We start from the raw sequence: 21,872 nt of genomic DNA, 5'->3' as shown, positions 1-21,872 counted from the left end.
TCAGCCCAGCACCCGCCCCGCAACCGCATCAAGTTTGGCCACAAACTCCGGGTCGCGCTTTTCGGGGGCGGTCAGGATCGCGAATTCGAGCGCCCGGTCGCAACCATGCGGGCAGGGGGCGCGCTCGACGCCGAGAAGACCTGGCAGCCGGCGTACCAGCGCCCGTCCCTTGTCGGCATTGCCTGTGAGCGTCGCGATGATCTGGTTTATGTCGACCTCGCCGTGGTCGGGATGCCAGCTGTCGTAATCGGTGATCATCGCCACGCTGGCATAGCAGAGCTCGGCCTCGCGGGCGAGCTTGGCCTCGGGCATGTTGGTCATGCCGATCACATCGCAGCGCCAGCTTTCGCGGTACATCCGCGATTCCGCCAGCGTGGAGAACTGCGGTCCTTCCATCGCAAGGTAAGTCCCGCCCTCGTGCACGGTGATGCCGGAGTCGCGGGCCGCGCGACCGCAGGCCTCCGACAGGCGCGGGCAGGTCGGATGCGCTACCGAAACGTGGCCGACGCAGCCGGGGCCAAAGAATGATTTCTCGCGCGCGAACGTCCGGTCGACGAACTGATCGACCAGCACGAAGTCGCCCGGCGCCATCTCTTCGCGGAATGACCCGCAGGCCGAGACCGAGATGACGTCGGTCACGCCGAGCCGCTTCAACGCGTCGATGTTGGCGCGGTAGGGCACCGAGGAGGGCGTATGGACATGTCCGCGCCCGTGACGCGGAAGGAAAGCCATCGGCACGCCGTCGAGAGTCCCGGTCAGGATTTCGTCGGAGGGTGACCCCCAGGGCGTTTCGACGGTCTTCCACGCCGCGCCCTCGAGCCCCTCGATCTCGTAGAGACCGGAGCCCCCGATCACGCCGATCATCGTCTGTGTCATTCTGGTCTCCCGTGTCTTGCGTCGCGCAGACTATCGCAGGCGGACGAAATGGGAAGGCGCGCAGGTCACTTCGCCGCGAGGTTCCACGCACCCGCTCCGGTGTGCCGATCGGGCCACCATCCCGCCGCGCGCAGGGCTCCCATGCGCCTCCGGGGGTTCCTCTCGGCGGCGGTTTGGGATAGGCAGCGCGCGACTTGCGGCCCGCGATCCGTTGTGGCCTCTCCAGAAAATCGGGAAAAGAGACATGGCGCGGACCACGTTCGGCAGCTTCGCGAAGAATATTGAACTCACAGACCTGCGCTGGATGCCGGGCGAGGCGATGACCGGCCAACGGCTGCGCATCGAGTTGCTGTCCGGTCTGACCGTGGCGCTCGCCCTCGTGCCCGAGGCCGTCGCCTTTGCCTTCGTGGCGGGCGTGCATCCGCTGGTCGGGCTTTACGCAGCCTTCCTTGTCGGGCTCATCACCGCGCTGATCGGTGGGCGTCCGGGCATGATCTCGGGCGCCACCGGTGCGCTTGCCGTCGTCATGGTCTCGCTGGTGGCCCAGCACGGGGTCGAATACCTCTTCGCCACGGTGGTGCTGATGGGGCTGCTTCAAGTCTTTGCCGGCGTGATGCAATGGGGCAAGTTCATCCGGCTTGTGCCGCACCCGGTGATGCTTGGTTTCGTCAACGGGCTCGCGATCGTGATCTTCCTGGCCCAGATGAGCCAGTTCAAAGTGCCGGGAACGCTGGAAAACACCGGTCACGGGCTTGGCGGTGGCGAATGGCTTTCGGGCGGTCCGCTCTACCTGATGCTCGGCCTCGTTGCGCTGACGATGGTCCTGATCTGGGCGGTTCCGAAGGTGACCAAGGCGATCCCGGCCCCGCTTGCGGGTATCGGCATCGTCGCCGCGCTGGTCATCGCATTCGGGCTCGATGTGCCGCGCGTCGGCGACATGGCCTCGATCCAGGGCGGGCTGCCGGCCTTTCACATTCCGATGGTGCCGCTGAACTGGGAAACGCTGCAGATCATCCTGCCTTACGCAGTGATCCTCGCGGCCATCGGCCTGATCGAAAGCCTGCTGACCCTGAACCTCGTGGGCGACATGACCAACCAGCGCGGCGGAGCCAGCCAGGAATGCATCGCGCAAGGCGTGGCCAACACCGTGACCGGCTTTTTCGGCGGCATGGGCGGCTGCGCCATGATCGGGCAGTCGATGATCAACGTCCGTTCCGGCGGGCGCACGCGCGTCGCCGGCATCGCCGCCGCGATCTTCTTGCTGCTCTTCATCCTCGTCGGCTCGTCGGTCATCGAATTGATTCCGCTGGCGGCACTTGTCGGCGTGATGTTCATGGTCGTGATCGGCACCTTCGCCTGGAATTCGCTGACCATCCTGCGCAAGGTGCCGCTGACGGATGCGTTCGTGATCCTGCTGGTGACCGTCGTGACGGTGCTTCAGGATCTCGCGGTGGCGGTGGTCGTGGGCGTGATCGTCAGCGCGCTGGCCTACGCCTGGAACAATGCCCGCCGCATCCACGCCAAGAGCTACCGCACGCCGGAAGGCGCCAAGGTCTACCAGGTGCAGGGACCGCTCTTTTTCGGCTCGTCCGAGGGCTTCGTCGAGCTTTTCGACATCGCCGAGGACCCTTCGGAGGTGATCGTCGATTTCGCCGACAGCCGCGTCGTCGACCAGTCCGCCTTGCAGGCCATCGAGGCGGTTGCGGGCAAGTACGAGGCGCGTGGCAAGCGGATCCAGCTGCGCCACCTCAGCCGCGATTGTCACCGGCTGCTGACCAAGGCGGGGCACCTGATGGTCGACAGCGACGACGACCCGGATTACGCGCTGGCGGTCAACTACCAGGTTCGGACCGGGATCCTCGGCGGGCACTGACCTGCCGAGGCGTCTAGCAACGGATCATCGCCGCCAGGCGCGCTGCAACTCGTCGTAAAGCGCCACCCGCTCGTCCTCGGACAGAAAAGCGCCGATCTCGACCTCCCGGCCCTTGCCGCGCAGGGTGACGTATTGCGGCACCGGGCCATCGGTCTCGTACTTGGTGATCGTGGTCCAGTGCCGGTTGCAGTCCCACTCGCGGGTCTGGCCGGTCGACTCCGTTCGCACCAACTGGGCGTCGTCGGCTCCCAGCGTCAGCACCTCGGTGATCCGCCGCGCGCGATGGTTCGACTGCAGCGCGTGGTAGATGCCCCAGACCGCCAGCAGCAGGAATGGCAGAAGCCCCCAGAGCAGCACCGACCCGAGCAGGGAGAAGGCCGGGATCAGGATCATCGCGAAGGTGGCAAGCACGAAGGCGGCCATTCCCTTCGCGGGCAGCGACTGGTGCGGCCAGAGCATCAGGGTCTGCGGAGTCTCGCCGGGCTGGCTGGTCCATTGGTAAGGCAACGCGCCACCTCCTGAGCGAAGGATATGCCGCAGGACCGCCTCGGCAAGAGGACTTGGCGCCGCAGCCGGTGGTGCGTTCAGGTCGGCGGCGGTGCCTCGCCATGCGCGGTACGGCTGTCGACCGGCGCCTCTTCGCGGTCGAACATGCCGTAGTCGCGGATCACCTGCGCGACCCGCAGCCGGTAGTCGGAAAACACGCCGCCGCGCCCGTCGGCCTGCGCCTTGCGGTGCGCGACAAGCCGGCGCCAGCGCGTCACCGCCGCCTCGTCCTCGAAAAAGGATACCGAGAGCAGCTTGTTGGGGTTCGTGAGGCTCTGGAAGCGCTCGACCGAGATGAAGCCCTCGACCTCTTCGACAAGCGGGCGCATCTCCGCCGCGATGTCGAGGTAGTACATCTTGCGACCCTCGGCCGGCAAGACTTCGAATATGACGGCGATCATGGCGGTCCTTTCATGTCCGGGGCCGATCGATCAGGCGGGGCCGGCGGCGTTGTAGACGATGCGGGTCCGGGACAGGACGACCCGCTGCACCCGGAAGATGTAGACGATGTAGGCCAGCCCCAGCGTCACGATCGACAGGATGAGCCAGAGGATGGCGTTGCCGATCATCTCGCCCAGGGAATAGATGCAATCGAGCCGGCCGACCTCGTGCCCGTTCTCGTCCAGAACCACCGTCCGGTTCAGCACCACCTTCGGCAAATAGTAGGGCAGCACGAAGGCCGCGAGGCCAAGCGTCACGATTACCAGCAGAAACCACAGGATTGCATAGCCTATGGCGTCCGCGATCCCGAACTCGCAACGGAACTTGTGTGTCATGAGGTGCCTTTCCGACGTTGAGGGCCATGCCGGCCCGGGTTCCGGCATCAGGCGTCAGCGCTCCGTCCGGGTCAAGACGGTGTTCGGTATCCGGCCAGAGCGAGGGCGGCAACGAAAAAGGCCCCGGGGATCCCGGGGCCTTCGTTTCGTTGACTGTGACGCGGCTCAATGTGCCGGGGTCTTGTCCCATTCCTCCTGCTTGGGCAGGATTTCGAACGTGTGTTCCGGAGGCGGGCTGGGCAGGGTCCACTCCAGCGTGTCGGCATACTCGTTCCAGGGGTTGTGCGCGGGCGACTTGGCCCCCGAGCGCAAGGCGTAGGCCATGATCCCGAAGAAGAACAGGAACGAGATGAACGACAGGTATGCGCCCATCGAGGACCACCAGTTCCAGAGCGCGAAGGCCTCCGGGTAGTCGATATAGCGACGCGGCATGCCCTGACGCCCGAGGAAGTGCTGCGGGAAGAAGGTCAGGTTCGCACCGATGAACATCATCCAGAAGTGCAGCTTGCCGGCCCATTCGGGATACATGCGCCCGGTCATCTTCGGGAAGTAGAAGTAGACGCCCGCGAAGATGGCGAAGACCGCGCCGAGGCTCATCACGTAGTGGAAGTGCGCCACGACGTAGTAGGTGTCGTGGTAGTATCGGTCGATCGGCGCCTGGCTAAGCACGATGCCGGTCACGCCGCCCACGGTGAAGAGGAACAGGAAGCCGAAGGCCCAGAGCATCGGCGTCTTGAATTCGACCGAACCGCCCCACATCGTCGCAATCCAGCTGAAGACCTTCACCCCCGTTGGCACCGCGATGACCATCGTGGCCAGCATGAAGTAGGCCTGCTGGTTCAGCGTCATGCCCACGGTGTACATGTGGTGGGCCCAGACCACGAAGCCGAGCGCGCCGATGGCGATCAGGGCCCAGACCATCGGCAGGTAGCCGAAGATCGGCTTGCGACTGAAGGTCGCGATGACGTGGCTGATGATGCCGAAGCCCGGCAGGATGATGATGTAGACCTCGGGGTGTCCGAAGAACCACAGGATGTGCTGGTAGAGGATCGGATCGCCGCCACCCGCGGGATCGAAGAAGGCGAACCCGAAGTTGCGGTCCATCAGCAGCATTGTGATCGCACCGGCCAGGACCGGCAGCGACAGCAGGATCAGCCAGGCGGTGACGAAGATCGACCACGAAAACAGCGGCACCTTGAAGAGGGTCATGCCGGGCGCGCGCATGTTCAGGAAGGTGGTGATCATGTTGATCGCGCCGAGGATCGACGAGGCGCCCGAGACGTGAACCGCGAAGATCGCGAAGTCCATCGAGTAGCCGCCCTCGTTGGTCGAAAGCGGCGGGTATAGCACCCAGCCCACGCCGGACCCGGCCTGGTCATTACCGCCCGGCGACAGCACCGAGCAGATTGCCAGCGTGGTGCCGGCGACATAGAGCCAGAAGCTCAGGTTGTTCATGCGCGGAAACGCCATGTCCGGCGCGCCGATCTGCAAGGGCATGAAATAGTTGCCGAATCCGCCGAAAAGCGCGGGGATCACGACGAAGAACATCATCAGGATGCCGTGGCCCGTGATCAGCACGTTCCAGAGGTGCCCGTTGGGCGTACAGGTGGCAGAAGCATCGGCGAAGAGCCGCGCGCCTTCCATGCACATGTGCTGAACGCCGGGGTTCATCAGCTCGAGGCGCATGTAGATCGTGAAGGCGACCGAGATGAAGCCGACGGCGGCCGAGACGATCAGGTAGAGAATCCCGATGTCCTTGTGATTGGTGGACATGAACCAGCGCGTGAAGAATCCGCGCTCGTCTTCGTGGTCATGGCCGTGGATGGCTGCGTCTGCCATGCGTTGCCTCCTGGTGATGTGGATGCCGCGCGCGGGCAAGGCGCTCGCGCGGCAGAGTCCCGGTGGTTTTAATTGGACTTGGCAGGCGGGGCAATGATCGTAATTGACGCAGCCCCCGATATTTCATGCCTTTTCGCGACGTAGCGTGCAATGCGCGAAAGAGCGTGCCGTGCATGCGCGACGCATGCCCCGACCGCGCCGCAGACCTAACCGGCGGCTTCGGTCGGAAGCGCGCCGAAGACAGTCCCGAAACTGCGCGCCAGTGCGACGTCGAGATCGCCCATCTCGACCGGCAGGCCAAGATCGACAAGGCTGGTCACGCCGTGTTCGGCGATGCCGCAGGGCACGATGCCGGTGAAATGCTCGAGGTCCGGGTCCAGGTTGATCGAGATGCCGTGATAGCTGACCCACCTTCGCAGCCGGATCCCTATGGCGGCGATCTTGTCCTCGCGGATCAGCCCGTCGGGACCCAAGGGCTTGTCGGGCCGGGTCACCCAGACGCCGACGCGGCCTTCGCGCACCTCGCCGGTGACGTTGAACTCCGCCAGCGTGGCGATGACCCAGGCTTCGAGCTGCTGAACAAAGCGCCGAACGTCGCGTCCGCGCCGTCCCACGTCCAGCATGACGTAAGCGACGCGCTGGCCCGGGCCGTGATAAGTGAATTGCCCGCCACGGCGTGTTTCGAACACCGGGAAACGCTCCGGATCGGTGAGGTCGACCGGTTTCGCGCTGGTCCCGGCGGTATAGAGCGGCGGATGTTCGACCAGCCAGATGCATTCGTCCGCTTCACCGGCAGCGATTGCCGCGGCGCGCGCTTCCATCCGGGCTTCCGCCGCGCGGTAGTCCGTCAGCCCCTGACTGGTGATCCATTCGACCATGTGGATGGAATAGCCCGTCGCTGGGGTCTGCGAAAGGGCTCAGGCCGCGCGGCGCTCGTCCAGGACGCGTCGGAGCAGGCCAGCGTAGGTTTCAGTGCCCTGCGCGCCGGTCACGAGGTAGCGACCCTCGAACACCATCGACGGCACGCCGCTGATCCCGCGCGAGGTCCAGAAGCCTTGCTTTTCCCGAACCCGCGCCGCGCGCTGATCCGAGGCAAGAATTTGGGCGGCCTCGACTTCATCCAGGCCGACCTCGCCCGCTACCGCAGCCAGCACCGTCGGGTCCGAAACATCGCGGCCTTGTGTAAAGTGCGCCTCGAAGAGCGCCAGCTTCAGCGCGTGCTGCAGACCCGCGTCCTCGGCCCAGTCCAGCAGTTGATGCGCAGCGAAAGTGTTCACGATGCGGCTGTCCTCGCTGAACCGGAAGGTGATCCCGAGATCCGCGCCCAGGGCTGTCAGACGGTTGCGATTCTCTCGGCTCTGCTCGGGCGTTGCGCCGTACTTTTCGGTGATGTGCTCGGTCAGGTTCTGCCCTTCGGGCGGCATCTGCGGGTTCAGTTCGAACGGGTGCCAGCGCACTTGTGCCGCGATGCCGGTCTCGGCGAGCGCTGCCTCCAATTGCCGGTAGCCGACGATGCACCACGGACACATCACATCCGATACGATATCGATTCGCAGGGCGCTCGCAGGTTCTGGTTGTGTCGACATCTTTGACTGCTCCGGTACCGGGAAAGAAGCCACATATCGGGTTGCGACACCGGGCATTCAAGGCAAATCAGGCGCATTTAAAGCGCCCTGAGTAATCTCGGTCACTTAGAGTGAATCACTCGGCGTGTTAGGCTCGTGCCTGTACTGCTCGCTATTTTCCGGAGATTGACGACATGATTTCGAGATATTTTATCGCCTCCGCGCTGGCGATTTCCGTCGGCATGGTTCCCGCCACGAAGGCACAGGCCGACGCCGGCGACGCACTTGCCGGCTTTGCCGTGGGCGCGATCGTCGGGGCTGCCGCCAACAACCACGCACGCAACCAGCGCGCCGCACAGCAGAATCAGCGCGTCTACGAGCAGCGCACGACGCGCAAGAAGACCTATCGCGCGGCCATCCCCGCGACCCAGCAGGGGCGCGAGATCCAGAGCTCGCTGAACTATTTCGGCTTCAACGCAGGCAGTGTCGATGGGCAGTTGGGCCGGCAGTCCAAGGCCGCCGTGGGCCGCTACCAGGCGTTCATGGGCTTCCCGGCGACCGGCGATCTGACGCCGTACCAGTTGAACATCCTGACGAGTTCCTATTACCGCGCCCAGTCCGGCGCCCCGGATGTCCAGCAGACCATCAACCGCAACGGCGTGCGTGGTGTTCTGAAGGCGACCTACGCGCAGCTGAACGGCCAACCGGCCCAGCCGCAAACTGCCGCACAGACAGCGCCGACCACAACCGTCGTGGTCAACCCGCAGCCCGCGCCGGTCGCGGCTCCGAAGGCGGCTGTCGCCGCCGCAGCGCCGTCCCAGGCACCGACCCCGGCTGCACCGGTGACCGAAGCCGCGGCGGACGCGCCGGCGCTGCCGAACTTCTTCGGGCAGGGCAGCCAGGCTTCGCTGGCCTCGCATTGCAACGCGGTCTCACTGGTGACCAACACCAACGGCGGCTTCACCACGCTTGCTTCGATGAACGATCCCGAGACCGCGCTGAACGAACAGTTCTGCCTCGCGCGCACCTACGCGATTGCCCGCAGCGAAGAGCTGATCGGCCAGGTGCAGGGTTTCACCCCGCAGCAGGTCGCCGCACAGTGCGAAGGATTCGGTCCTGCGGTGAGGGACTTCGTTGCGGCGCTCTCGGTCAAGCCGCGCGACGCGGTCGAACAGGACGTGTCCGACTTCGTTCTAGGCACAGGCATGTCCCCGGCGCAGCTTTCGGGCACCGCGCGGATCTGCCTCGGCGTCGGCTACCGGACCGACAACATGGACGTCGCACTCGGGTCCGCGCTGGTGCTCTACGCGCTGGGTGAAAAGGTCTACGGCGAGCTGATGGGCCACCACCTCGCGATGGGCTTCGGCGCCTCCAAGCGGACCGACGCGGCCGCGACCTGGTATCAGGCCGGTCTGCAGGCCGCCGATGGCGGGGCCGAGGCCGTGTTCGTGCCCGGTCAACCCGAACGCACCGAACTGATCCGCAAGGCCTCGATGCAGATGGCGGGGATGACCCCGGCGGGCGTCGAGACCGTGCAGTCGGCCTCGTCCCCGGCGGAGGGTCTGCCGAGCTTCTCGATCAGCAAGTAAAGGGATGCGGGCGGCGCGCGGCGCCGTCCCGTATACCCGCGACTGCCCCGTCGGTTAACGCACAGGCGGGGCTGTCATTCGCTTTCGCGCCACGGCCATCGCAAATTCCGGGCAAGCGTTTGATGCGGTGCGGCGAAGCTCCGAACCGGCTTTGGAACCGTGTGAAAATTCGCGGAAATGCCTCTTGAGTACTTCGCACGGTCGCTATAAAGACGGCGCACCAATCATGGCGTGCGGTCGTGGCGGAATTGGTAGACGCGCAGCGTTGAGGTCGCTGTGGGGTAACACCCGTGGAAGTTCGAGTCTTCTCGACCGCACCATTTCCCGACATTCCAAGTGAGCGCGAAAGCTGTCCCCAACCTTTGGACGTGTGTCCGCGCGAGTGAACCGCCCAATGTTAACCTTGTTGGCTCAGACAGACTGGATCCGAGATGGTGTGGCGACCGCCGCGCGTTTGGGATGACGTGCGCGGAGTCCATCCGCCAGACGGCATGGATAAGGCCCAGCTGAAGCGCACGCTGCAGTTCGCTCCGAAAGACCGTCATGTTGCGGAGCCGGAAACGCTCTGTCGCGCCGCGAGAAACCGTTAACCAATTTTCTGCCGCATTCAGTCCATCTTGCGGCCACTGCCATTCGGTTATCTGGCGACGTTTCAACGTATGGGTGTCGCCATGTTCCGAATCGCAATGATCCTCGCCTGCGCCATCGTAGCGGCACCGGCATCCGCTGGAACGCTTCGGCAGATCGACCTGACACTGCGCCTCGACCGGATGGCCTATGAGGACGGGACCGAGATTTCGCAGCCCGGCTCGCATTTCTTCGACGTTCTCGAATCGCAGAACGACGTCTGGGGCACTGCAAGCCCCTGGTCGGGTGTCGACGTCGGTGAACTCATCATCTTCAAGGCAACGATCCGCGGCAATGACGGCACCTTCCAGACCGGGGCCGCCGATCTTTGCGCATTCGGGTCGATCGATTGCTCCGGATTCAAGGTCAAGGATTTCGGCGGGTTGCTCGACATTGGCGGCAGCGGCAAGGACAGCCGGATATCGCTGGCGTCGAACCCGACGCTCGGTTCCTCGGTGCGCTATGCGTTCCCCGCGTCCGGCGGCGCGGCCGGCGATACGGTCACCCCGGGGCGCGGTGCGTCTTCGGCGGCGAAATCGACGGGTCCGGCGGGCAAGCCGACCACGCCGGGCGGTTCCGAACCGAAATTGCCGCAACCGACGCTGATCTTCACCGTCGTCGAGCCGGAGACTCAGCCCGGCGTTCCGGGCGGTCCCGCGGTCATTCCGCTGCCGGGAACCGGCGCGCTGATGATCGGAGCCTTGGGCCTCTTTGCCGGGATTAGGCACCGCCGCCGCAAGGGCTGATCCCGGTCGGCCGACAGACCTAACCCAACGCGGCCGTCCGGAACAGGAAAATCCTCAGGCCTCCATGCGAAACCGGTGCCGCCACCGGCTCGAACTCTAGACCGGTTGCCTTGGCGAGCCCCTTGTCGCTGGTCACCAGGCCGACGCGCCAGCCTGAGAACCGCTCGATCAAGGTGCGGCCAAGCGCGCCGTAAAGCGAGAAGAGCAGCTTGCGATCGCCGATCCGCGCGCCGTAGGGCGGGTTGACGATGACAAGCCCCGGCGCTCCGTCCGGGGGCCCGGCATCGCTGATCGCGCATCGGACAAAGCGGGTCCAGTCGCCGACCCCGGCTTGCGCGGCGTTGGCCTTGGCGTTCCGGATCGCCCCGTCATCGCGGTCCGAGCCGACAAACGCGTGCTCCGGGACGCGCGCAGCCGACTCTGCCTCAGCGCGCATCTCCTGCCAGGCCTGAGCATCGAAACCGGGAAGCCGTTCGAAGGCGAAACTCCGCCCCCGCCCCGGCGAGAGGCCAGCGGCGATCTCGGCGGCCTCGATCACGAAGGTTCCTGACCCGCACATGGGGTCGACGACGGGCATGCCGCCGTCGAAGCCGCAGTCTTTCAGGAAGGCTGCGGCCAGCGTTTCGCGCATCGGCGCCTTTCCCACCGCCGGCTTGTGTCCGCGCTTGTGCAGCGGCTCGCCGGAGGTGTCGACGCTGAAGGTGCAGAGGTCGTCTTCGATGCGAACCACCAGGCGCAGCGCCGCCTTGGCGGTGATCCGGGCCCCGATGCGGCTTTCCAGTGCTGCCGAAATGCGCTGGGCGGCAGCGCGATCGTGGTAGATGCGCGAACGCCGGCAGGTCACGTCGACGCGGATATCGCTGCCTTGCGGCAGCACCCTCTCCAAGTCGAACCGTCTGGCGCGCTTGTCGAGTTGCGCCAGATGCATCGCCCGGAATTCCCCGACCCGTGCCAGCACGCGGGTGGCGGTACGCAGGTGAAGGTTCGCGCGCCAGACATCCCGCCAGGTTCCGCGCAGCGTCACCCCGCCGGGGAAGGTCGACAGCGTCTCGAAGGACAGCGCGCGCGCCTCGGCCCGCGTGGTGTCTTCGAGGCCCGGCGCGGTGACCAGCAGGATTTCGAAAGGTTCGTCTTCGCTCATGGCGTCTGCTTAGCTCGTGGCACCGGTGCCGGCCAGTGCGAAGCGGCGGTGAGGGAATGTGAACTTTTGTCGTCTAGAAGGCGTCGACGTGATCAGATGGAAGGCGAGACGAGATGCAGACCAGTGACGTGGCGTTGATACAGCAGAGCTTCATGAAGGTGATGCCGATGAAGATGCATCTGGCCCAGCGCTTCTATGAAAAGCTGTTCGAAACCTGCCCGGGTGTCCGGTCGCTATTTCCCGCCGAGATGACGGGGCAGGGCGAGAAGTTGATGCTGACGCTCGCCACGCTGATCCGCGGGCTTACGACGCCCGAAAAGGTCATTCCGCTCGCCGAGGACCTCGCGCGGCGGCATCGCAGCTACGGCACCGAGGCGGCGCACTACGCCGTGGTTGGCGAAACCTTGATCGAGACCCTGCGCGAGGCGCTGGGCGACGAATTCACGCCCGAAGTGGAAGCGGCGTGGTGCCGGATCTACGAAACGCTCTCGCAGGTGATGATCGCGGCCGCCGAGGCGGCGCAGCCGGCCGTGCCGCGTGCGCGTGGGGCCGCCTGACCCGGAACACCGCGCAAACCACACCGTCCTGACGTCCCGCCGGTCGTGCCGGTCGCGCCTTGGGCATGCTTGCCCCGCCGAGTGCGATCCGGCCGAGGCTCGGCATAGGCTGCGGCCGGTCCGGGCGCACCTTCGCCGGTGACCCAGAGGTTTGGACTGGCCAGAATGGGGTTTCGCCATCCCCGCCCGCCGCTTATCTAAGGAGAACCGCAAGCCGGGGAGCCAGGCCAACCCCGGAAGCGGCCGGGCGGGAGCGGCAGGACCATGAGCATCACCTTCATCGCGTTGATCGCCACGGCCGGTGTGGCCGCGCTGGTCGCGGTGCTTCTGCTTCAGCAACGCCGTACCCCGCAATCCACGCTGGCATGGCTGATGGCGGTGATCCTGTTGCCGCATATCGCGGTGCCGCTTTTCCTGCTGCTTGGGTTTCGCAAGCGCGGGAGCGGATTCCGTCCGATCCGCTACACAAAGCCCTCCGAGACGTCGGCGGCTGCGGGACCGCTGGACGAGCTTTTCCGGCGCTTCGAGCTGCCCGGTGCCACGCGCGGCAACTCGGTCGAACTTCTCGTCGACGGGATCACCTGCTGGAAGCGCGTCGTGGAACTGGTCGAAAGCGCCGAGCACGAGATCGACGTGGTCTTCTACGTTGTCGCCGACGACGAGGTCGGCCAGCACTTCGTTGACCTTTTGACCGAACGCGCCGCCGCCGGGGTTCGGGTGCGTATGATGGTCGATTGGCTGGGTGGGTTCCGCGGCCCGACCGGCGCGCTGCGACGGCTCAAGCGCGCGGGCGGCGAAATCCGGTATTTCTCGCCGCTTCTGCACATGCCCGAGCGTGGCCACGTCAACCTGCGCAACCATCGCAAGCTTATCATGGTCGACGGCACGCGGGTCTTTGCGGGCGGGCGCAACATCGGGGCCTACTATATGGGACCGGAACGCCGGCAGGATCGCTGGATCGACCTGTCCTTCGTGTTGGAAGGGCCGGCGGTCCTGAGTTTTGCCGATGTCTTCAAGTCCGACTGGAGCATGGGGCGCAAGAACGACGAGCGCCCGAAGCTGGATGTTCATGTCGATCGCGTCGGTGATTCCGTCGTGCAGCTGGTGCCCTCGGGTCCCGACAGCCGCTTCGATCCGCTGCACGACGCGCTGGTGAACGCGATCCATTCGGCGCAGCGCCGGGTCTGGATCGCTACGCCGTACTTCATTCCGACAGAGCACCTTGAAAACGCACTTGCGACCGCCTCACGCAAGGGGAGGGACGTGCGCATCCTGATGCCGCGCAAATCCAACCAATGGTCCGCCGACATCGCGCGCGGGCCCTACATCCGCTCTTTGCAGTCGGCGGGCGCGCGTCTGCTATTCGTCGAGGACGGCATGATGCATGCCAAGATGGGCGTCATCGACGATACCGCCTGGGTCGGTTCGGCGAATTTCGACGTGCGCAGCATGCTGCTGAACTTCGAGTCGACGCTTGTGATCTACGATCCTCCGGGCGTCGAGGAGCTGGCGCGCTGGTTCCGGGAGATGCAGGCGCATTGCTCGGAAGGTGTCGCGCGTGTCGGCGTCATGCGGCGCGCGGTCGAGGGACTGTTCCGGCTCGGAGCGCCTGTTCTGTGAGCGCCGACGCCGACAGGTCCCTGCGCCTTGCAAGCTACAACGTGCGCAAGGCGGTGGGCACAGACTGGCGCCGTGATCCGAGGCGTATCGGGCAGGTCATCGCCTCGCTCGCCGCCGATATCGTCGTCCTGCAGGAAGCCGATAAGCGCCTCGGCGCGCGCCCCAGCGCGATCCCGCGCGAGGTGATCGAGGACGCGACCGGGCTCGTTCCGGTCGAGGTCGGGCAGGGGCCGCGCAGCCTCGGCTGGCACGGGATCGCCGTGCTCTTGCGTCCCGACATCACGGTGAACGACGTGACGCGCATCGACCTGCCGGGGATGGAACCGCGCGGCGCGGTGATCGCCGATCTCGTGCGCGGCGACCAGCACCTGCGACTGATCGGCGTACACCTGGGCCTGTTGCGCCGGGCGCGGCGGCGTCAGCTCAGCCACCTCACCGAGGTGCTGGGCAATATGGGGCGCGCGCCGACAGTGATCGCCGGGGATTTCAACGAATGGTCGCTCGAGGTCGGGTTGGGAAGGCTCGCGCGAGGCTTCGCGATCCATGCGCCCGGCCCCAGCTTTCACGCCGCCCAGCCGATCGCGGCACTTGACCGGATCGCGACGAACCCGCTGGTGCACGTGCTCGAGATGGGCGTGCATCGCGACCGGGTGTCGCGACGCGCCTCCGATCACCTGCCGATCTGGGCGCGGGTCGACACATCAGCCGAGGATGTGCAGCCAGAACCAAGCGGTAAGGATGGTGAGGCCGGTCGCGGCGAGAACGCTTGAGGCGGCAACCCGTTTGGCGCGGCCGTACATGCTGGCGAAGATGTAGGCATTGACCCCGGGCGCCATCGCTGCGGTTATCACGCCCGAGCGCATCGCGCCCTGCGGCAGTGACAGCGCGGCGCCGACGAGCCAGACCAGCGCCGGATGCACCAGAAGCGAGATCGCGCAGACCATCGCGATTGCCTTGGCATCGCCTTCGGGCCGGTAGCGGATCAGGACCCCGCCAAGCGCGAAAAGCGCGGTCGGAAGGGCAGCGCGGATCACGAGGTCCAGCGCGTCCTCGACCACAACCGGGATCGGCACACCAGTCAGGTTGACAATCAGCCCGAGAGCGATGGCAATCACCAGCGCGTTGCGGAACATGGCCGACGCCGCAGCCCTCGCGGTCGCAAGGGGCGATGCGCCCCGACTTCGGGCGATCTCCATCGCTATGATGCCGAGCGCATAGCCAAACGGCGAGTGGAAGGCGACGATCGCGTAATTGCCGGTCAGCGCGTCGATCCCGTAGGCGCGTTCGGTGATCGGCAGGCCGAGTAGGACCGAGTTCGAGAACAGGCTGCAGAAACCGATGACGACGCAGTCTTCCCAGTCGCGGCCAAAAAACAGGCGGGCCCCGAAGAAACCGAGGAAGAAACAGATGGCAGCACCGAGATAGAAACTCGCCAGAAGCCGCGGATCGAAGCCTGCGGCAAGGTCGAGACGGGCCATGGCGCTGAACAGCAGGCAGGGGATCGCGAAGCTTTGCGTGAACTTCATCAGCGCGTCGATCCCGACCTCTGTGAGAAGTCCGCGCCAGACGGCGATGTAGCCGAACCCGATCACGATGAAGACCGGCAGAATGACGTTGAGAAGGGTCTGCACGTGGCGGCTCGCGGCAATAGGCGCCGGCGTCCGGGCCGGGCGGATGTGTCAGGGGGCGGGGACGGTGACGGTGAGGCCGTCGTAGGCCGGTTCGATATGGTCCGGAGTTTCGGCCATGAGGGTGTCGTAGTCGAGGTCGATATGCATGTTTGTCAGGATCGCCCGGCGCGGGGCGACGCGCGCGATCCACTCGAGCGTGCGGGCAAGGTGCGCATGCGTCGGGTGCGGGTCGCGGCGCAGGGCGTCGACGATCCACCAGTCCAGATCCTCGAGCACCGGCCAGGCATCTTCGTAGATGTCGGCCACGTCCGGCAGGTAAGCGATATCGCCGATCCGAAAGCCGAGCGAGTCCATTCCGCCGTGGGCGACGCGAAATGGCCGGAAGGTGATCGCGCCGCCGGGACCGTCGATGCGCACGTCGTCGTCGATGGGGTAAATGTCGAGGATCGGCGGATAGCTCGACCCTTCGGGTTGGATGAATGCGTAGCCGAAGCGCTCCATCAGGGCGGCGCGGGTCGGTCCATCAGCCCAGACCGGCACCCGGGCGCGCATGTTGTGCACGATCATGCGCAGATCGTCGATGCCATGCACGTGGTCGGCGTGGCTGTGGGTATAGATCACCCCGTCAAGCCGCCCGATGCCGGCATCGAGAAGCTGCGCGCGCAGGTCCGGAGAGGTGTCGACAAGCACGCTCGTGACCGCGTCGCCGTCGATGCGCTGCACGAGGATCGAACAGCGCCGGCGGTGGTTCCTGGGGTTGGCCGGGTCGCAGTCGCCCCAGTTGCCTCCCAGCCGCGGAACGCCGCCCGAGGATCCGCAGCCGAGGATGGTCACGCGCAGGTCCGCCATCAGGCGGCGGCCTCGTAGGCAGCGACCTTGGCAAAGAGCCGTTCGAAGTTGTCCTGGGTCCGGGCGGCAAAGTCGGCATAGTCTAGACCGAAAGTCTCTGCCGCTCGGCGCGCGGTATGGGCGGTGTAGGCCGGCTCGTTCCGCTTGCCGCGTTTCGGCGGCGGCGCGAGGTAGGGGCTGTCGGTCTCGACCAGAATCCGGTCGAGCGGGGCGGCGGCGAAGATGTCGCGCAACTCCTGGCTTTTGGGAAAGGCCGTGATGCCCGACATCGACAGGTAGAAGCCGAGGTCAAGCGCGGCGCGGGCCAACTCGGCGGAGGACGAAAAGCAATGCATAACGCAGGAATAGGCGCCGTTGCGATGTTCCTCGGTCAGGATGCGCGCCATGTCGGCATCGGCGTCGCGGGCATGGATGATGAGCGGCAGCCCCGTCTCGCGCGCCGCCTCGATGTGCCTGCGCAGCGAGACCTGCTGCGCCTCCGCGCTATCGGCGGTGTAGTGATAGTCGAGTCCGGTTTCGCCGATGCCGACCATCTTGGGATGGCGTGTGAACGCGATCAGGCGGTCGGTTTCGATCAAGGGTTCCTCGGCCACGCGCATCGGGTGGACGCCTGCCGCGTAGAAAACCGGGTCATGTGCCTCGGCCAGTGCCCGGACCATGGGTTCGCGATCGGTTCGTGTGCAGATCGTGACCATGCGCGTGACCCCGGCTTCGGCTGCGCGCGCGATGATTTCCGCGATTTCGCCGTCGAAATCGGGAAAGTCGAGATGGCAATGGCTGTCTGTGATTTCGGGCGCGTCGGTCATGCCGGGGGTCTGGTGCTCGCGGGCGGGCCGCGGTCAGGCTGCGGCGGTTTTCTGAATCCTGAGCAGGGTATCTAGGACCAGCGCCGCAGGGTCAAGGTTCACCGAAAGGCCGTGCCGGACCCGTGCGCCGATCTCCTGCGAGAGGTTCGCCCATGCCCGGCCCTGAGCCTGGCCGGGGGCGAGGCGGGCAAGTATTTCCGCCTCGCCCGGCGTGGCCTCGACGACCGGTGGCGCGCCGGCCGCACCGGTGCGGGCCAGCCGCGCCAGCGCCAGGTCGATCAATGCGAAAAGCAGGTCGCGCCGGGCTTCGCCGCCGCGCGCCGCCGCCGCTTCGGCCAGCCGCAGCCCGCGCGGACGGTCCGGTCGGGGCAGGGCGGCAAGCAGGGCGATGACCTCGGCGTAGAGATCAAGGCCGCCCAGCAGGCTCAGCCGCAGCGCGTCGCCCACCGAGCCACCTGACAGTTCGGCCAGCGCCTCGGGGCTCGCCTCGGGATGCACGCCTGCCTGATCGAAGGCCCGGGCCATGTCCTGAGGCCCAAGCGGGTTCAGCCGCAACGTGCGGCAGCGCGAGCGGATCGTCGGCAGCAGCCGCGAGGGCTGGTGGCTGACCAGAAGCAGCGTCGCGCGTTCGGGGGGTTCTTCGAGCATTTTCAGCAGCGCGTTGGCGGCCTGCGTGTTCATCTCGTCGGCGGCATCGACGATGACGACGCGGCGTCCGCCATCTGCGGCCGACAGCTGGAAGAACTGGCCAAGCGCGCGGATGTCCTTGACCCGGATGTCGGCGCTTAGCCGGTCACCCTTGTCGTTAGCCGTCCGTGTCACGGCCTTGAGACCCGGTTCGGATCCGGCGGCGATACGACGCGCGACCGGGTGGTCGGGTGCGACGTGCAACGAGTTCGGCGCATCGGGCGCGCCGAAAAGACCGTTGTCGCCCGGCTCCGGCGTGGTCAGCAGAAAGCGCGCGATGGTCCAGGCCAGCGTCGCCTTGCCGACCCCGCGCGGTCCGCACAACAGCCAGGCATGGTGCAGCCGGCCCGTGCTCCGGGCATCGAGGAACTCGGATTGCGCCGTGTCTTGCCCGAAGATCTCGAGCGCGTCTCGCGGATGCGGTGCGCCGTCGATGCGGTCGGGTTGCGGCAACTCCTTCAAGAGAACCGCTCCGCCACGCGGACGGCGATATCGTCGGCCACGACGTCCATGGACCGATTGCCGTCGACCACGATGAAGCGTTCCGAAAATTCGCGCGAAAGGTCGAGAAATCCACGCCGCATGGCGGCCTGAAGCTCTTCGCCGAAACCCTCGAATCTTTCGTCCTCCGTCCGGCGCGACAAGGCCCTTTGCAATCCCGTCGCCGGGTCCATGTCGATGAGGACCGTCAGGTCGGGTTCGCGCCCGATCATCAGCGCGTGCAGGCTGTCGACCGTCGCCCGCAGGTCGCCGCGTGACAGCCCCTGATACATGCGCGTGCTGTCAGCGAAGCGGTCGCAAAGCACGACCTTGCCTTGGGCCAGCGCCGGTTCGATCGTACGCTCGAGATGGTCACGCCGGGCGGCGGTAAACAGCAGGATCTCGGTTTCCGCCGACCAGCGATCGGGCGCGCCGCGCAGCACCAGCGCGCGGATTTCCTCGGCCCCGGGCGAGCCGCCGGGTTCGCGGGTCTGCACCACGTCGAGACCCGCTCCGCGCAGATTTTCCGCGAGCCTTTCGATCTGGGTGGATTTGCCGGAACCGTCGATGCCTTCGAAGGTGATGAACTTGCCGTTCAGGCTCACATCGCGACCTCGGGACCCTGCCTGAGACGTTCGAACAGGATCAGCGCCGCGGTGCTCACGCGCGAGACGAATCCGCCGCGCGGCACATCGCGGTCCGCCACCAGTGGACGGCGGATTTCCGGCATGCCCTCGGGGGTGAAGACCAGCTCGGCGAGCTGGTCGCCTTCGGCCACCGGCGCTTCGATCGGGCCGGTATAGACCACCTCGGCCTCCACCGCGCCCTTCTGCAGAACCGGCATCAGGATGTCGAGATCGTCGGCGGGGACCAGCCCGACGCGCGGTTCCGAGCCAAGCCAGACCTCGGCCTCGGCGATGGTCTCACCCGCCTTTGCCAGCGGGCGCTGCGCGAACTGGCGGAAGGCCCAGTTGACGATCGCCTCGGATTCCTGCGCACGCTGCGACACGCTGTCGAGGCCCGACAGCACGAAGATCACGCGGCGGTCACCCTGTTTCGCCGATCCGACAAGACCGTAGCCGGCGTCGGAGGTGTGGCCGGTCTTGAGCCCGTCGGCGCCGATGTCGAGCTTGAGAAGCGGGTTGCGGTTCGAACTGTTGGTCGGCGCGCGCCCGTCGAACTCGAACTCGGTTTCCGCGAAAAGCGGGTAGAATTCGGGAAAATCCTCGATCAGACGGCGCGCCAGCAGGGCGAGGTCGCGCACCGACATCAGGTGTCCGGCCTGGGGCCAGCCGTTGGAGTTCATCAGCGTCGTATTCGTCATTCCCATCTGCTGTGCACGCTGCGTCATCATACGCGCGAAACCCGCTTCGGTCCCGTCCGGCGACAGCGCCTCGGCGATGACCGCGCAGGCATCGTTGCCCGACAGCACGATGATGCCGCGCAAAAGATCCTCGACGCGAACCCGGTCGGTCGTGTCGAGAAACATCGTCGATCCGCCGTAGGACATCGCATGCTGCGAGACCGGCAGGCGTTCGTCGAGCGACAGGCGTCCATCCCGCACGGCCTCGAAGGCCACGTAGAGTGTCATCAGCTTGGACATCGAGGCCGGCGGCAGCGGTGTGTCCGCGTTCTTCGACAGCAGCACCGTCCCGGTGGTCTGGTCGACGACATAGGCCGCGCGGGCCTGCGTCTCAAAGGCCATTGCGCCCACCGGCAGCAGTGTCAGAAGGAGGAAAAAAGCGAGGATAAGTCTCATCTGCTCATGTCTCCCGTACCGTGTTCAGTTCGCGACGGCATAGGCATCCGTGAAGCCCGCGCCCTTGATCCTGGCCAGCATCCGGTCACGTTCGGCCGTCGATCCCGCCGGACCGACCAGCACCCGCCAGAAGGTCTTGCCGCTGGCCGACTGCTTGCGCACCTCGGCCTCGAGGCCTGCACCGCGCATCTGGCGCGCCGCGCCCTCGGCATTCTCGGCGACGCTGAAAATGCCGATCTGGATGTAGGGCGTGCCGATCGCGGGTACCGCGGCGGCGGTCCGCTTGAGCGGCAAGTTCGACGTCGGCAGTTCGGCGGCGGCAGGGGCGGCAGCCGCCGCAGGCTCGGAGGCCTCGATGGCCGCGCTGGCAGTAGCCGCCACCGGGTCGAGCGGTGTTTCGGTCACCGCGTCCGGTTCCGGCACCGCGGCCGCGGCAGGTGCCGGGGCGGCGACGGTTTCGCGGCGCAGCGCCACGACGCTCAGTTGCACAGGCGCCCCGGCCAGCACGTCGAGCGAGGTCGCCGCGTCGGAAGAGATCTGCAGCACCGGTCCCGGCGTCTCGCGCTCGCGCCGGAACAGCGCGCCGACGACGGATTTGCCGTTCGCGGCGTTCCGGATCATCACCCGCTCGGGTTCCTTGACGTCTGGATGCGCGACCCAGACGCCGCCCAGCGAGGGCCGGCCGTCCCAAAGGCCCTCTTCAGTTACCGAGAACACCTCCGGTGCCTCGACGTCGCGCTCGAGCCCCGAGGCCGTGTCCGCCGCCGGCGCGGCCGTTTCGCCCTCGGGCTTGGCCTTGAACGTGTCCTTGAGACTGAACGATCCGGTGTCGTCGCACCCGGCCAGCAGGGTGAAGACCGTGGCGACTCCGCCCCACCGCCAACCTGCGCGGCGACGCTTCTTGAAGGTATATGCCCTGCTCATGCTTTCCGGCCCCTGCCTCTATTGCGACGGACGACCCCCTTGAAAGGGGTTCTTGGCGGGCAGTCTAACCGCGCTTATCCCGCGAGAAAAGACGGCCCGGGCCGGATCAGCGAAAAAGGCCCATGCGGCGGGTCCGGATGCAAGGCCTTTCAGAATCGCCTCCGGCCCCCTAGGAGTGGCGCATCCGGAGGAGTGGCAGAGTGGTCGATTGCACCGGTCTTGAAAACCGGCGTGCGTGAAAGCGTACCGTGGGTTCGAATCCCACCTCCTCCGCCATTTGCCCCATTGCGAACCAGTGACACCGCCCTGACGGGCACGGATTTTTCCGTTTTATCAAAGGGGTTTGCGGGAATCGACTGAACCTCATAGACGCGCTGCCAGGCCAAGGCTGGGCTCAGAATGGCCCTCAGTCTCAGTTTGGGCGAACCTAGCCCGTTCCGGTTCGGTCTTGTTTTCTCTATACCTTTCAATGCTCTGCCGCCGAAAACCGCCAAAACCTAAACGCGCGTTCCGAATGATATCGATGGCAACATAGACAGAGCGCGCAGTAGGCGCGTTGCTCGGGAAGCCAGCGTAAATTGGCGGATTGCTAGGGTAGGTTTGCATCCCATTCCCCCAACCGAAACCGCTGATGACAAATGATTTTCCCGCGTCTAGCCTGGCCGCATGTCGAACGGGCCTTGGACAGATGCAGAGAATGACCTGATCGTCGCGGATTTCTTCGCGATGCTGGCTGCGGACTTCGCTGGTCAGTCCTATAACAAGGCCGCGCACAATCGCGATCTTCAGGCCCAGATCGACCGCAACCGCAGTTCGATTGAGTTCAAACACCAGAACATTAGCGCGGTTCTCCGGGCACTCGGAGAGGACTGGATCCCCGGCTACAAGCCCGCGCAAAACTACCAGGGCACACTAGGCTCTGGACCCATTGATTTGGTTGCAGTCGGTGCATCGGGCTGATTCAAGCTCCTGAACATCAGG

Annotated in this window: 21 protein-coding genes, 2 tRNA genes and 1 pseudogene; 9 read left to right on the top strand and 15 right to left on the bottom strand. The window is 65.9% G+C overall.

The features are described from left to right. Positions 1–876, bottom strand: a complete 876-nt coding sequence (locus R5H30_RS15805) for an S-methyl-5'-thioadenosine phosphorylase (protein ID WP_318329482.1) — start codon at positions 874–876, stop codon at positions 1–3. A 244-nt stretch (positions 877–1,120) separates the two neighbouring features. Here R5H30_RS15805 and R5H30_RS15800 point away from each other — a divergent pair, with 244 nt between their 5' ends. Further along, a complete protein-coding gene (locus R5H30_RS15800) occupies positions 1,121–2,749 on the top strand; it encodes a SulP family inorganic anion transporter (RefSeq protein WP_318329481.1) in 1,629 nt (542 codons plus the stop codon). 24 nt (positions 2,750–2,773) lie between these two features. Here R5H30_RS15800 and R5H30_RS15795 read toward each other — a convergent pair whose 3' ends face one another. The 6 genes from R5H30_RS15795 to R5H30_RS15770 all read right to left on the bottom strand — a co-directional run bounded on the left by R5H30_RS15795 (position 2,774) and on the right by R5H30_RS15770 (position 7,496). After that, on the bottom strand, positions 2,774–3,256 hold the full coding sequence (locus tag R5H30_RS15795; RefSeq protein ID WP_318329480.1) for a DUF2244 domain-containing protein: 483 nt from the start codon (positions 3,254–3,256) through the stop codon (positions 2,774–2,776). A 77-nt stretch (positions 3,257–3,333) separates the two neighbouring features. Continuing rightward, positions 3,334–3,696: an antibiotic biosynthesis monooxygenase family protein gene (locus tag R5H30_RS15790; protein ID WP_318329478.1), complete on the bottom strand. Its 363-nt coding sequence runs from the start codon at positions 3,694–3,696 to the stop codon at positions 3,334–3,336. A 30-nt stretch (positions 3,697–3,726) separates the two neighbouring features. Next, positions 3,727–4,071, bottom strand: coding sequence for a DUF6693 family protein (locus R5H30_RS15785; protein ID WP_318329477.1), 345 nt, complete (start codon positions 4,069–4,071; stop codon positions 3,727–3,729). A gap of 165 nt (positions 4,072–4,236) precedes the next feature. After that, positions 4,237–5,910 (bottom strand): cytochrome c oxidase subunit I, encoded by a 1,674-nt coding sequence (gene ctaD, locus R5H30_RS15780; RefSeq protein ID WP_318329476.1) that lies wholly within the window; start codon positions 5,908–5,910, stop codon positions 4,237–4,239. Positions 5,911–6,116: 206 nt separating this feature from the next. After that, the gene (lipB, locus tag R5H30_RS15775; protein ID WP_318329475.1) at positions 6,117–6,788 is read right to left on the bottom strand and encodes a lipoyl(octanoyl) transferase LipB; all 672 of its coding nucleotides are present in this window, start codon (positions 6,786–6,788) and stop codon (positions 6,117–6,119) included. 39 nt (positions 6,789–6,827) lie between these two features. Next, on the bottom strand, positions 6,828–7,496 hold the full coding sequence (locus R5H30_RS15770) for a DsbA family oxidoreductase (protein ID WP_318329782.1): 669 nt from the start codon (positions 7,494–7,496) through the stop codon (positions 6,828–6,830). A 173-nt stretch (positions 7,497–7,669) separates the two neighbouring features. Between R5H30_RS15770 and R5H30_RS15765 the strand changes: the two genes are divergently transcribed. The 3 genes from R5H30_RS15765 to R5H30_RS15755 all read left to right on the top strand — a co-directional run bounded on the left by R5H30_RS15765 (position 7,670) and on the right by R5H30_RS15755 (position 10,437). Then, positions 7,670–9,064, top strand: coding sequence for a peptidoglycan-binding domain-containing protein (locus R5H30_RS15765; protein WP_318329474.1), 1,395 nt, complete (start codon positions 7,670–7,672; stop codon positions 9,062–9,064). A gap of 233 nt (positions 9,065–9,297) precedes the next feature. Beyond that, positions 9,298–9,384: transfer RNA gene (locus R5H30_RS15760), tRNA-Leu, on the top strand. Positions 9,385–9,735: 351 nt separating this feature from the next. Then, the gene (locus tag R5H30_RS15755) at positions 9,736–10,437 is read left to right on the top strand and encodes a hypothetical protein (RefSeq protein WP_318329473.1); all 702 of its coding nucleotides are present in this window, start codon (positions 9,736–9,738) and stop codon (positions 10,435–10,437) included. A gap of 19 nt (positions 10,438–10,456) precedes the next feature. Here the strand turns inward: R5H30_RS15755 and R5H30_RS15750 are convergent, their stop codons facing one another. Beyond that, positions 10,457–11,578, bottom strand: coding sequence for a THUMP domain-containing class I SAM-dependent RNA methyltransferase (locus tag R5H30_RS15750; protein WP_318329472.1), 1,122 nt, complete (start codon positions 11,576–11,578; stop codon positions 10,457–10,459). 113 nt (positions 11,579–11,691) lie between these two features. Here R5H30_RS15750 and R5H30_RS15745 point away from each other — a divergent pair, with 113 nt between their 5' ends. The 3 genes from R5H30_RS15745 to R5H30_RS15735 all read left to right on the top strand — a co-directional run bounded on the left by R5H30_RS15745 (position 11,692) and on the right by R5H30_RS15735 (position 14,525). Continuing rightward, positions 11,692–12,135, top strand: a complete 444-nt coding sequence (locus R5H30_RS15745; protein ID WP_318329471.1) for a globin family protein — start codon at positions 11,692–11,694, stop codon at positions 12,133–12,135. Positions 12,136–12,399: 264 nt separating this feature from the next. After that, the gene (locus tag R5H30_RS15740) at positions 12,400–13,755 is read left to right on the top strand and encodes a phospholipase D-like domain-containing protein (protein WP_318329470.1); all 1,356 of its coding nucleotides are present in this window, start codon (positions 12,400–12,402) and stop codon (positions 13,753–13,755) included. Beyond that, complete coding sequence (locus R5H30_RS15735) at positions 13,752–14,525, top strand: endonuclease/exonuclease/phosphatase family protein (protein ID WP_318329469.1); 774 nt, start codon at positions 13,752–13,754, stop codon at positions 14,523–14,525. Before R5H30_RS15740 ends, R5H30_RS15735 begins: the two co-directional genes overlap by 4 nt. On the opposite strand, the gene R5H30_RS15730 is transcribed toward R5H30_RS15735, so the two are convergent. The 7 genes from R5H30_RS15730 to R5H30_RS15700 are packed head-to-tail and all read right to left on the bottom strand — an operon-like array spanning position 14,457 to position 20,891. Next, a complete protein-coding gene (locus tag R5H30_RS15730; RefSeq protein WP_318329467.1) occupies positions 14,457–15,386 on the bottom strand; it encodes an AEC family transporter in 930 nt (309 codons plus the stop codon). The genes R5H30_RS15735 and R5H30_RS15730 overlap by 69 nt on opposite strands. A gap of 48 nt (positions 15,387–15,434) precedes the next feature. Then, the gene (locus R5H30_RS15725) at positions 15,435–16,235 is read right to left on the bottom strand and encodes an MBL fold metallo-hydrolase (RefSeq protein ID WP_318329466.1); all 801 of its coding nucleotides are present in this window, start codon (positions 16,233–16,235) and stop codon (positions 15,435–15,437) included. Continuing rightward, on the bottom strand, positions 16,235–17,041 hold the full coding sequence (locus R5H30_RS15720) for a TatD family hydrolase (protein WP_318329465.1): 807 nt from the start codon (positions 17,039–17,041) through the stop codon (positions 16,235–16,237). The genes R5H30_RS15725 and R5H30_RS15720 overlap by 1 nt, the downstream gene beginning before the upstream one ends. A gap of 33 nt (positions 17,042–17,074) precedes the next feature. Further along, on the bottom strand, positions 17,075–18,181 hold the full coding sequence (locus R5H30_RS15715; protein ID WP_318329781.1) for a DNA polymerase III subunit delta': 1,107 nt from the start codon (positions 18,179–18,181) through the stop codon (positions 17,075–17,077). Between the two features lie 5 nt (positions 18,182–18,186). After that, positions 18,187–18,813: a dTMP kinase gene (gene tmk / locus R5H30_RS15710; RefSeq protein ID WP_318329464.1), complete on the bottom strand. Its 627-nt coding sequence runs from the start codon at positions 18,811–18,813 to the stop codon at positions 18,187–18,189. Continuing rightward, a complete protein-coding gene (locus R5H30_RS15705; RefSeq protein ID WP_318329463.1) occupies positions 18,810–19,967 on the bottom strand; it encodes a D-alanyl-D-alanine carboxypeptidase family protein in 1,158 nt (385 codons plus the stop codon). The genes tmk and R5H30_RS15705 overlap by 4 nt, the downstream gene beginning before the upstream one ends. 24 nt (positions 19,968–19,991) lie before the next feature. Further along, positions 19,992–20,891, bottom strand: a complete 900-nt coding sequence (locus R5H30_RS15700) for an SPOR domain-containing protein (RefSeq protein ID WP_318329462.1) — start codon at positions 20,889–20,891, stop codon at positions 19,992–19,994. 186 nt (positions 20,892–21,077) lie between these two features. Between R5H30_RS15700 and R5H30_RS15695 the strand changes: the two genes are divergently transcribed. Next, a tRNA-Ser gene (locus R5H30_RS15695) sits at positions 21,078–21,167 on the top strand. A 390-nt stretch (positions 21,168–21,557) separates the two neighbouring features. Continuing rightward, positions 21,558–21,833: pseudogene (locus tag R5H30_RS15690) on the top strand (protein NO VEIN domain-containing protein); the annotation flags it as partial. Positions 21,834–21,872 lie beyond the last annotated feature (39 nt).

The organism is Roseobacter sp. FCG-D35, assembly GCF_033436665.1.
Lineage (GTDB): Bacteria > Pseudomonadota > Alphaproteobacteria > Rhodobacterales > Rhodobacteraceae > JAWQFO01.
The sequence above is the reverse complement of the archived record's forward strand: the minus strand, read 5'-3'. Positions and strand labels throughout refer to the sequence as shown.

Excerpts from the sequence above, each read along its gene's own strand:
- R5H30_RS15750 (WP_318329472.1), bottom strand. The coding sequence starts at position 11,578 with ATGAGCGAAGACGAACCTTTCGAAATCCTGCTGGTCACCGCGCCGGGC.
- R5H30_RS15785 (WP_318329477.1), bottom strand. The coding sequence starts at position 4,071 with ATGACACACAAGTTCCGTTGCGAGTTCGGGATCGCGGACGCCATAGGC.
- lipB (WP_318329475.1), bottom strand. The coding sequence starts at position 6,788 with ATGGTCGAATGGATCACCAGTCAGGGGCTGACGGACTACCGCGCGGCG.
- R5H30_RS15700 (WP_318329462.1), bottom strand. The coding sequence starts at position 20,891 with ATGAGCAGGGCATATACCTTCAAGAAGCGTCGCCGCGCAGGTTGGCGG.
- R5H30_RS15765 (WP_318329474.1), top strand. The coding sequence starts at position 7,670 with ATGATTTCGAGATATTTTATCGCCTCCGCGCTGGCGATTTCCGTCGGC.
- R5H30_RS15725 (WP_318329466.1), bottom strand. The coding sequence starts at position 16,235 with ATGGCGGACCTGCGCGTGACCATCCTCGGCTGCGGATCCTCGGGCGGC.
- R5H30_RS15740 (WP_318329470.1), top strand. The coding sequence starts at position 12,400 with ATGAGCATCACCTTCATCGCGTTGATCGCCACGGCCGGTGTGGCCGCG.
- R5H30_RS15755 (WP_318329473.1), top strand. The coding sequence starts at position 9,736 with ATGTTCCGAATCGCAATGATCCTCGCCTGCGCCATCGTAGCGGCACCG.
- R5H30_RS15800 (WP_318329481.1), top strand. The coding sequence starts at position 1,121 with ATGGCGCGGACCACGTTCGGCAGCTTCGCGAAGAATATTGAACTCACA.
- R5H30_RS15770 (WP_318329782.1), bottom strand. The coding sequence starts at position 7,496 with ATGTCGACACAACCAGAACCTGCGAGCGCCCTGCGAATCGATATCGTA.
- R5H30_RS15790 (WP_318329478.1), bottom strand. The coding sequence starts at position 3,696 with ATGATCGCCGTCATATTCGAAGTCTTGCCGGCCGAGGGTCGCAAGATG.
- ctaD (WP_318329476.1), bottom strand. The coding sequence starts at position 5,910 with ATGGCAGACGCAGCCATCCACGGCCATGACCACGAAGACGAGCGCGGA.
- R5H30_RS15720 (WP_318329465.1), bottom strand. The coding sequence starts at position 17,041 with ATGACCGACGCGCCCGAAATCACAGACAGCCATTGCCATCTCGACTTT.
- R5H30_RS15705 (WP_318329463.1), bottom strand. The coding sequence starts at position 19,967 with ATGAGACTTATCCTCGCTTTTTTCCTCCTTCTGACACTGCTGCCGGTG.
- R5H30_RS15745 (WP_318329471.1), top strand. The coding sequence starts at position 11,692 with ATGCAGACCAGTGACGTGGCGTTGATACAGCAGAGCTTCATGAAGGTG.
- R5H30_RS15805 (WP_318329482.1), bottom strand. The coding sequence starts at position 876 with ATGACACAGACGATGATCGGCGTGATCGGGGGCTCCGGTCTCTACGAG.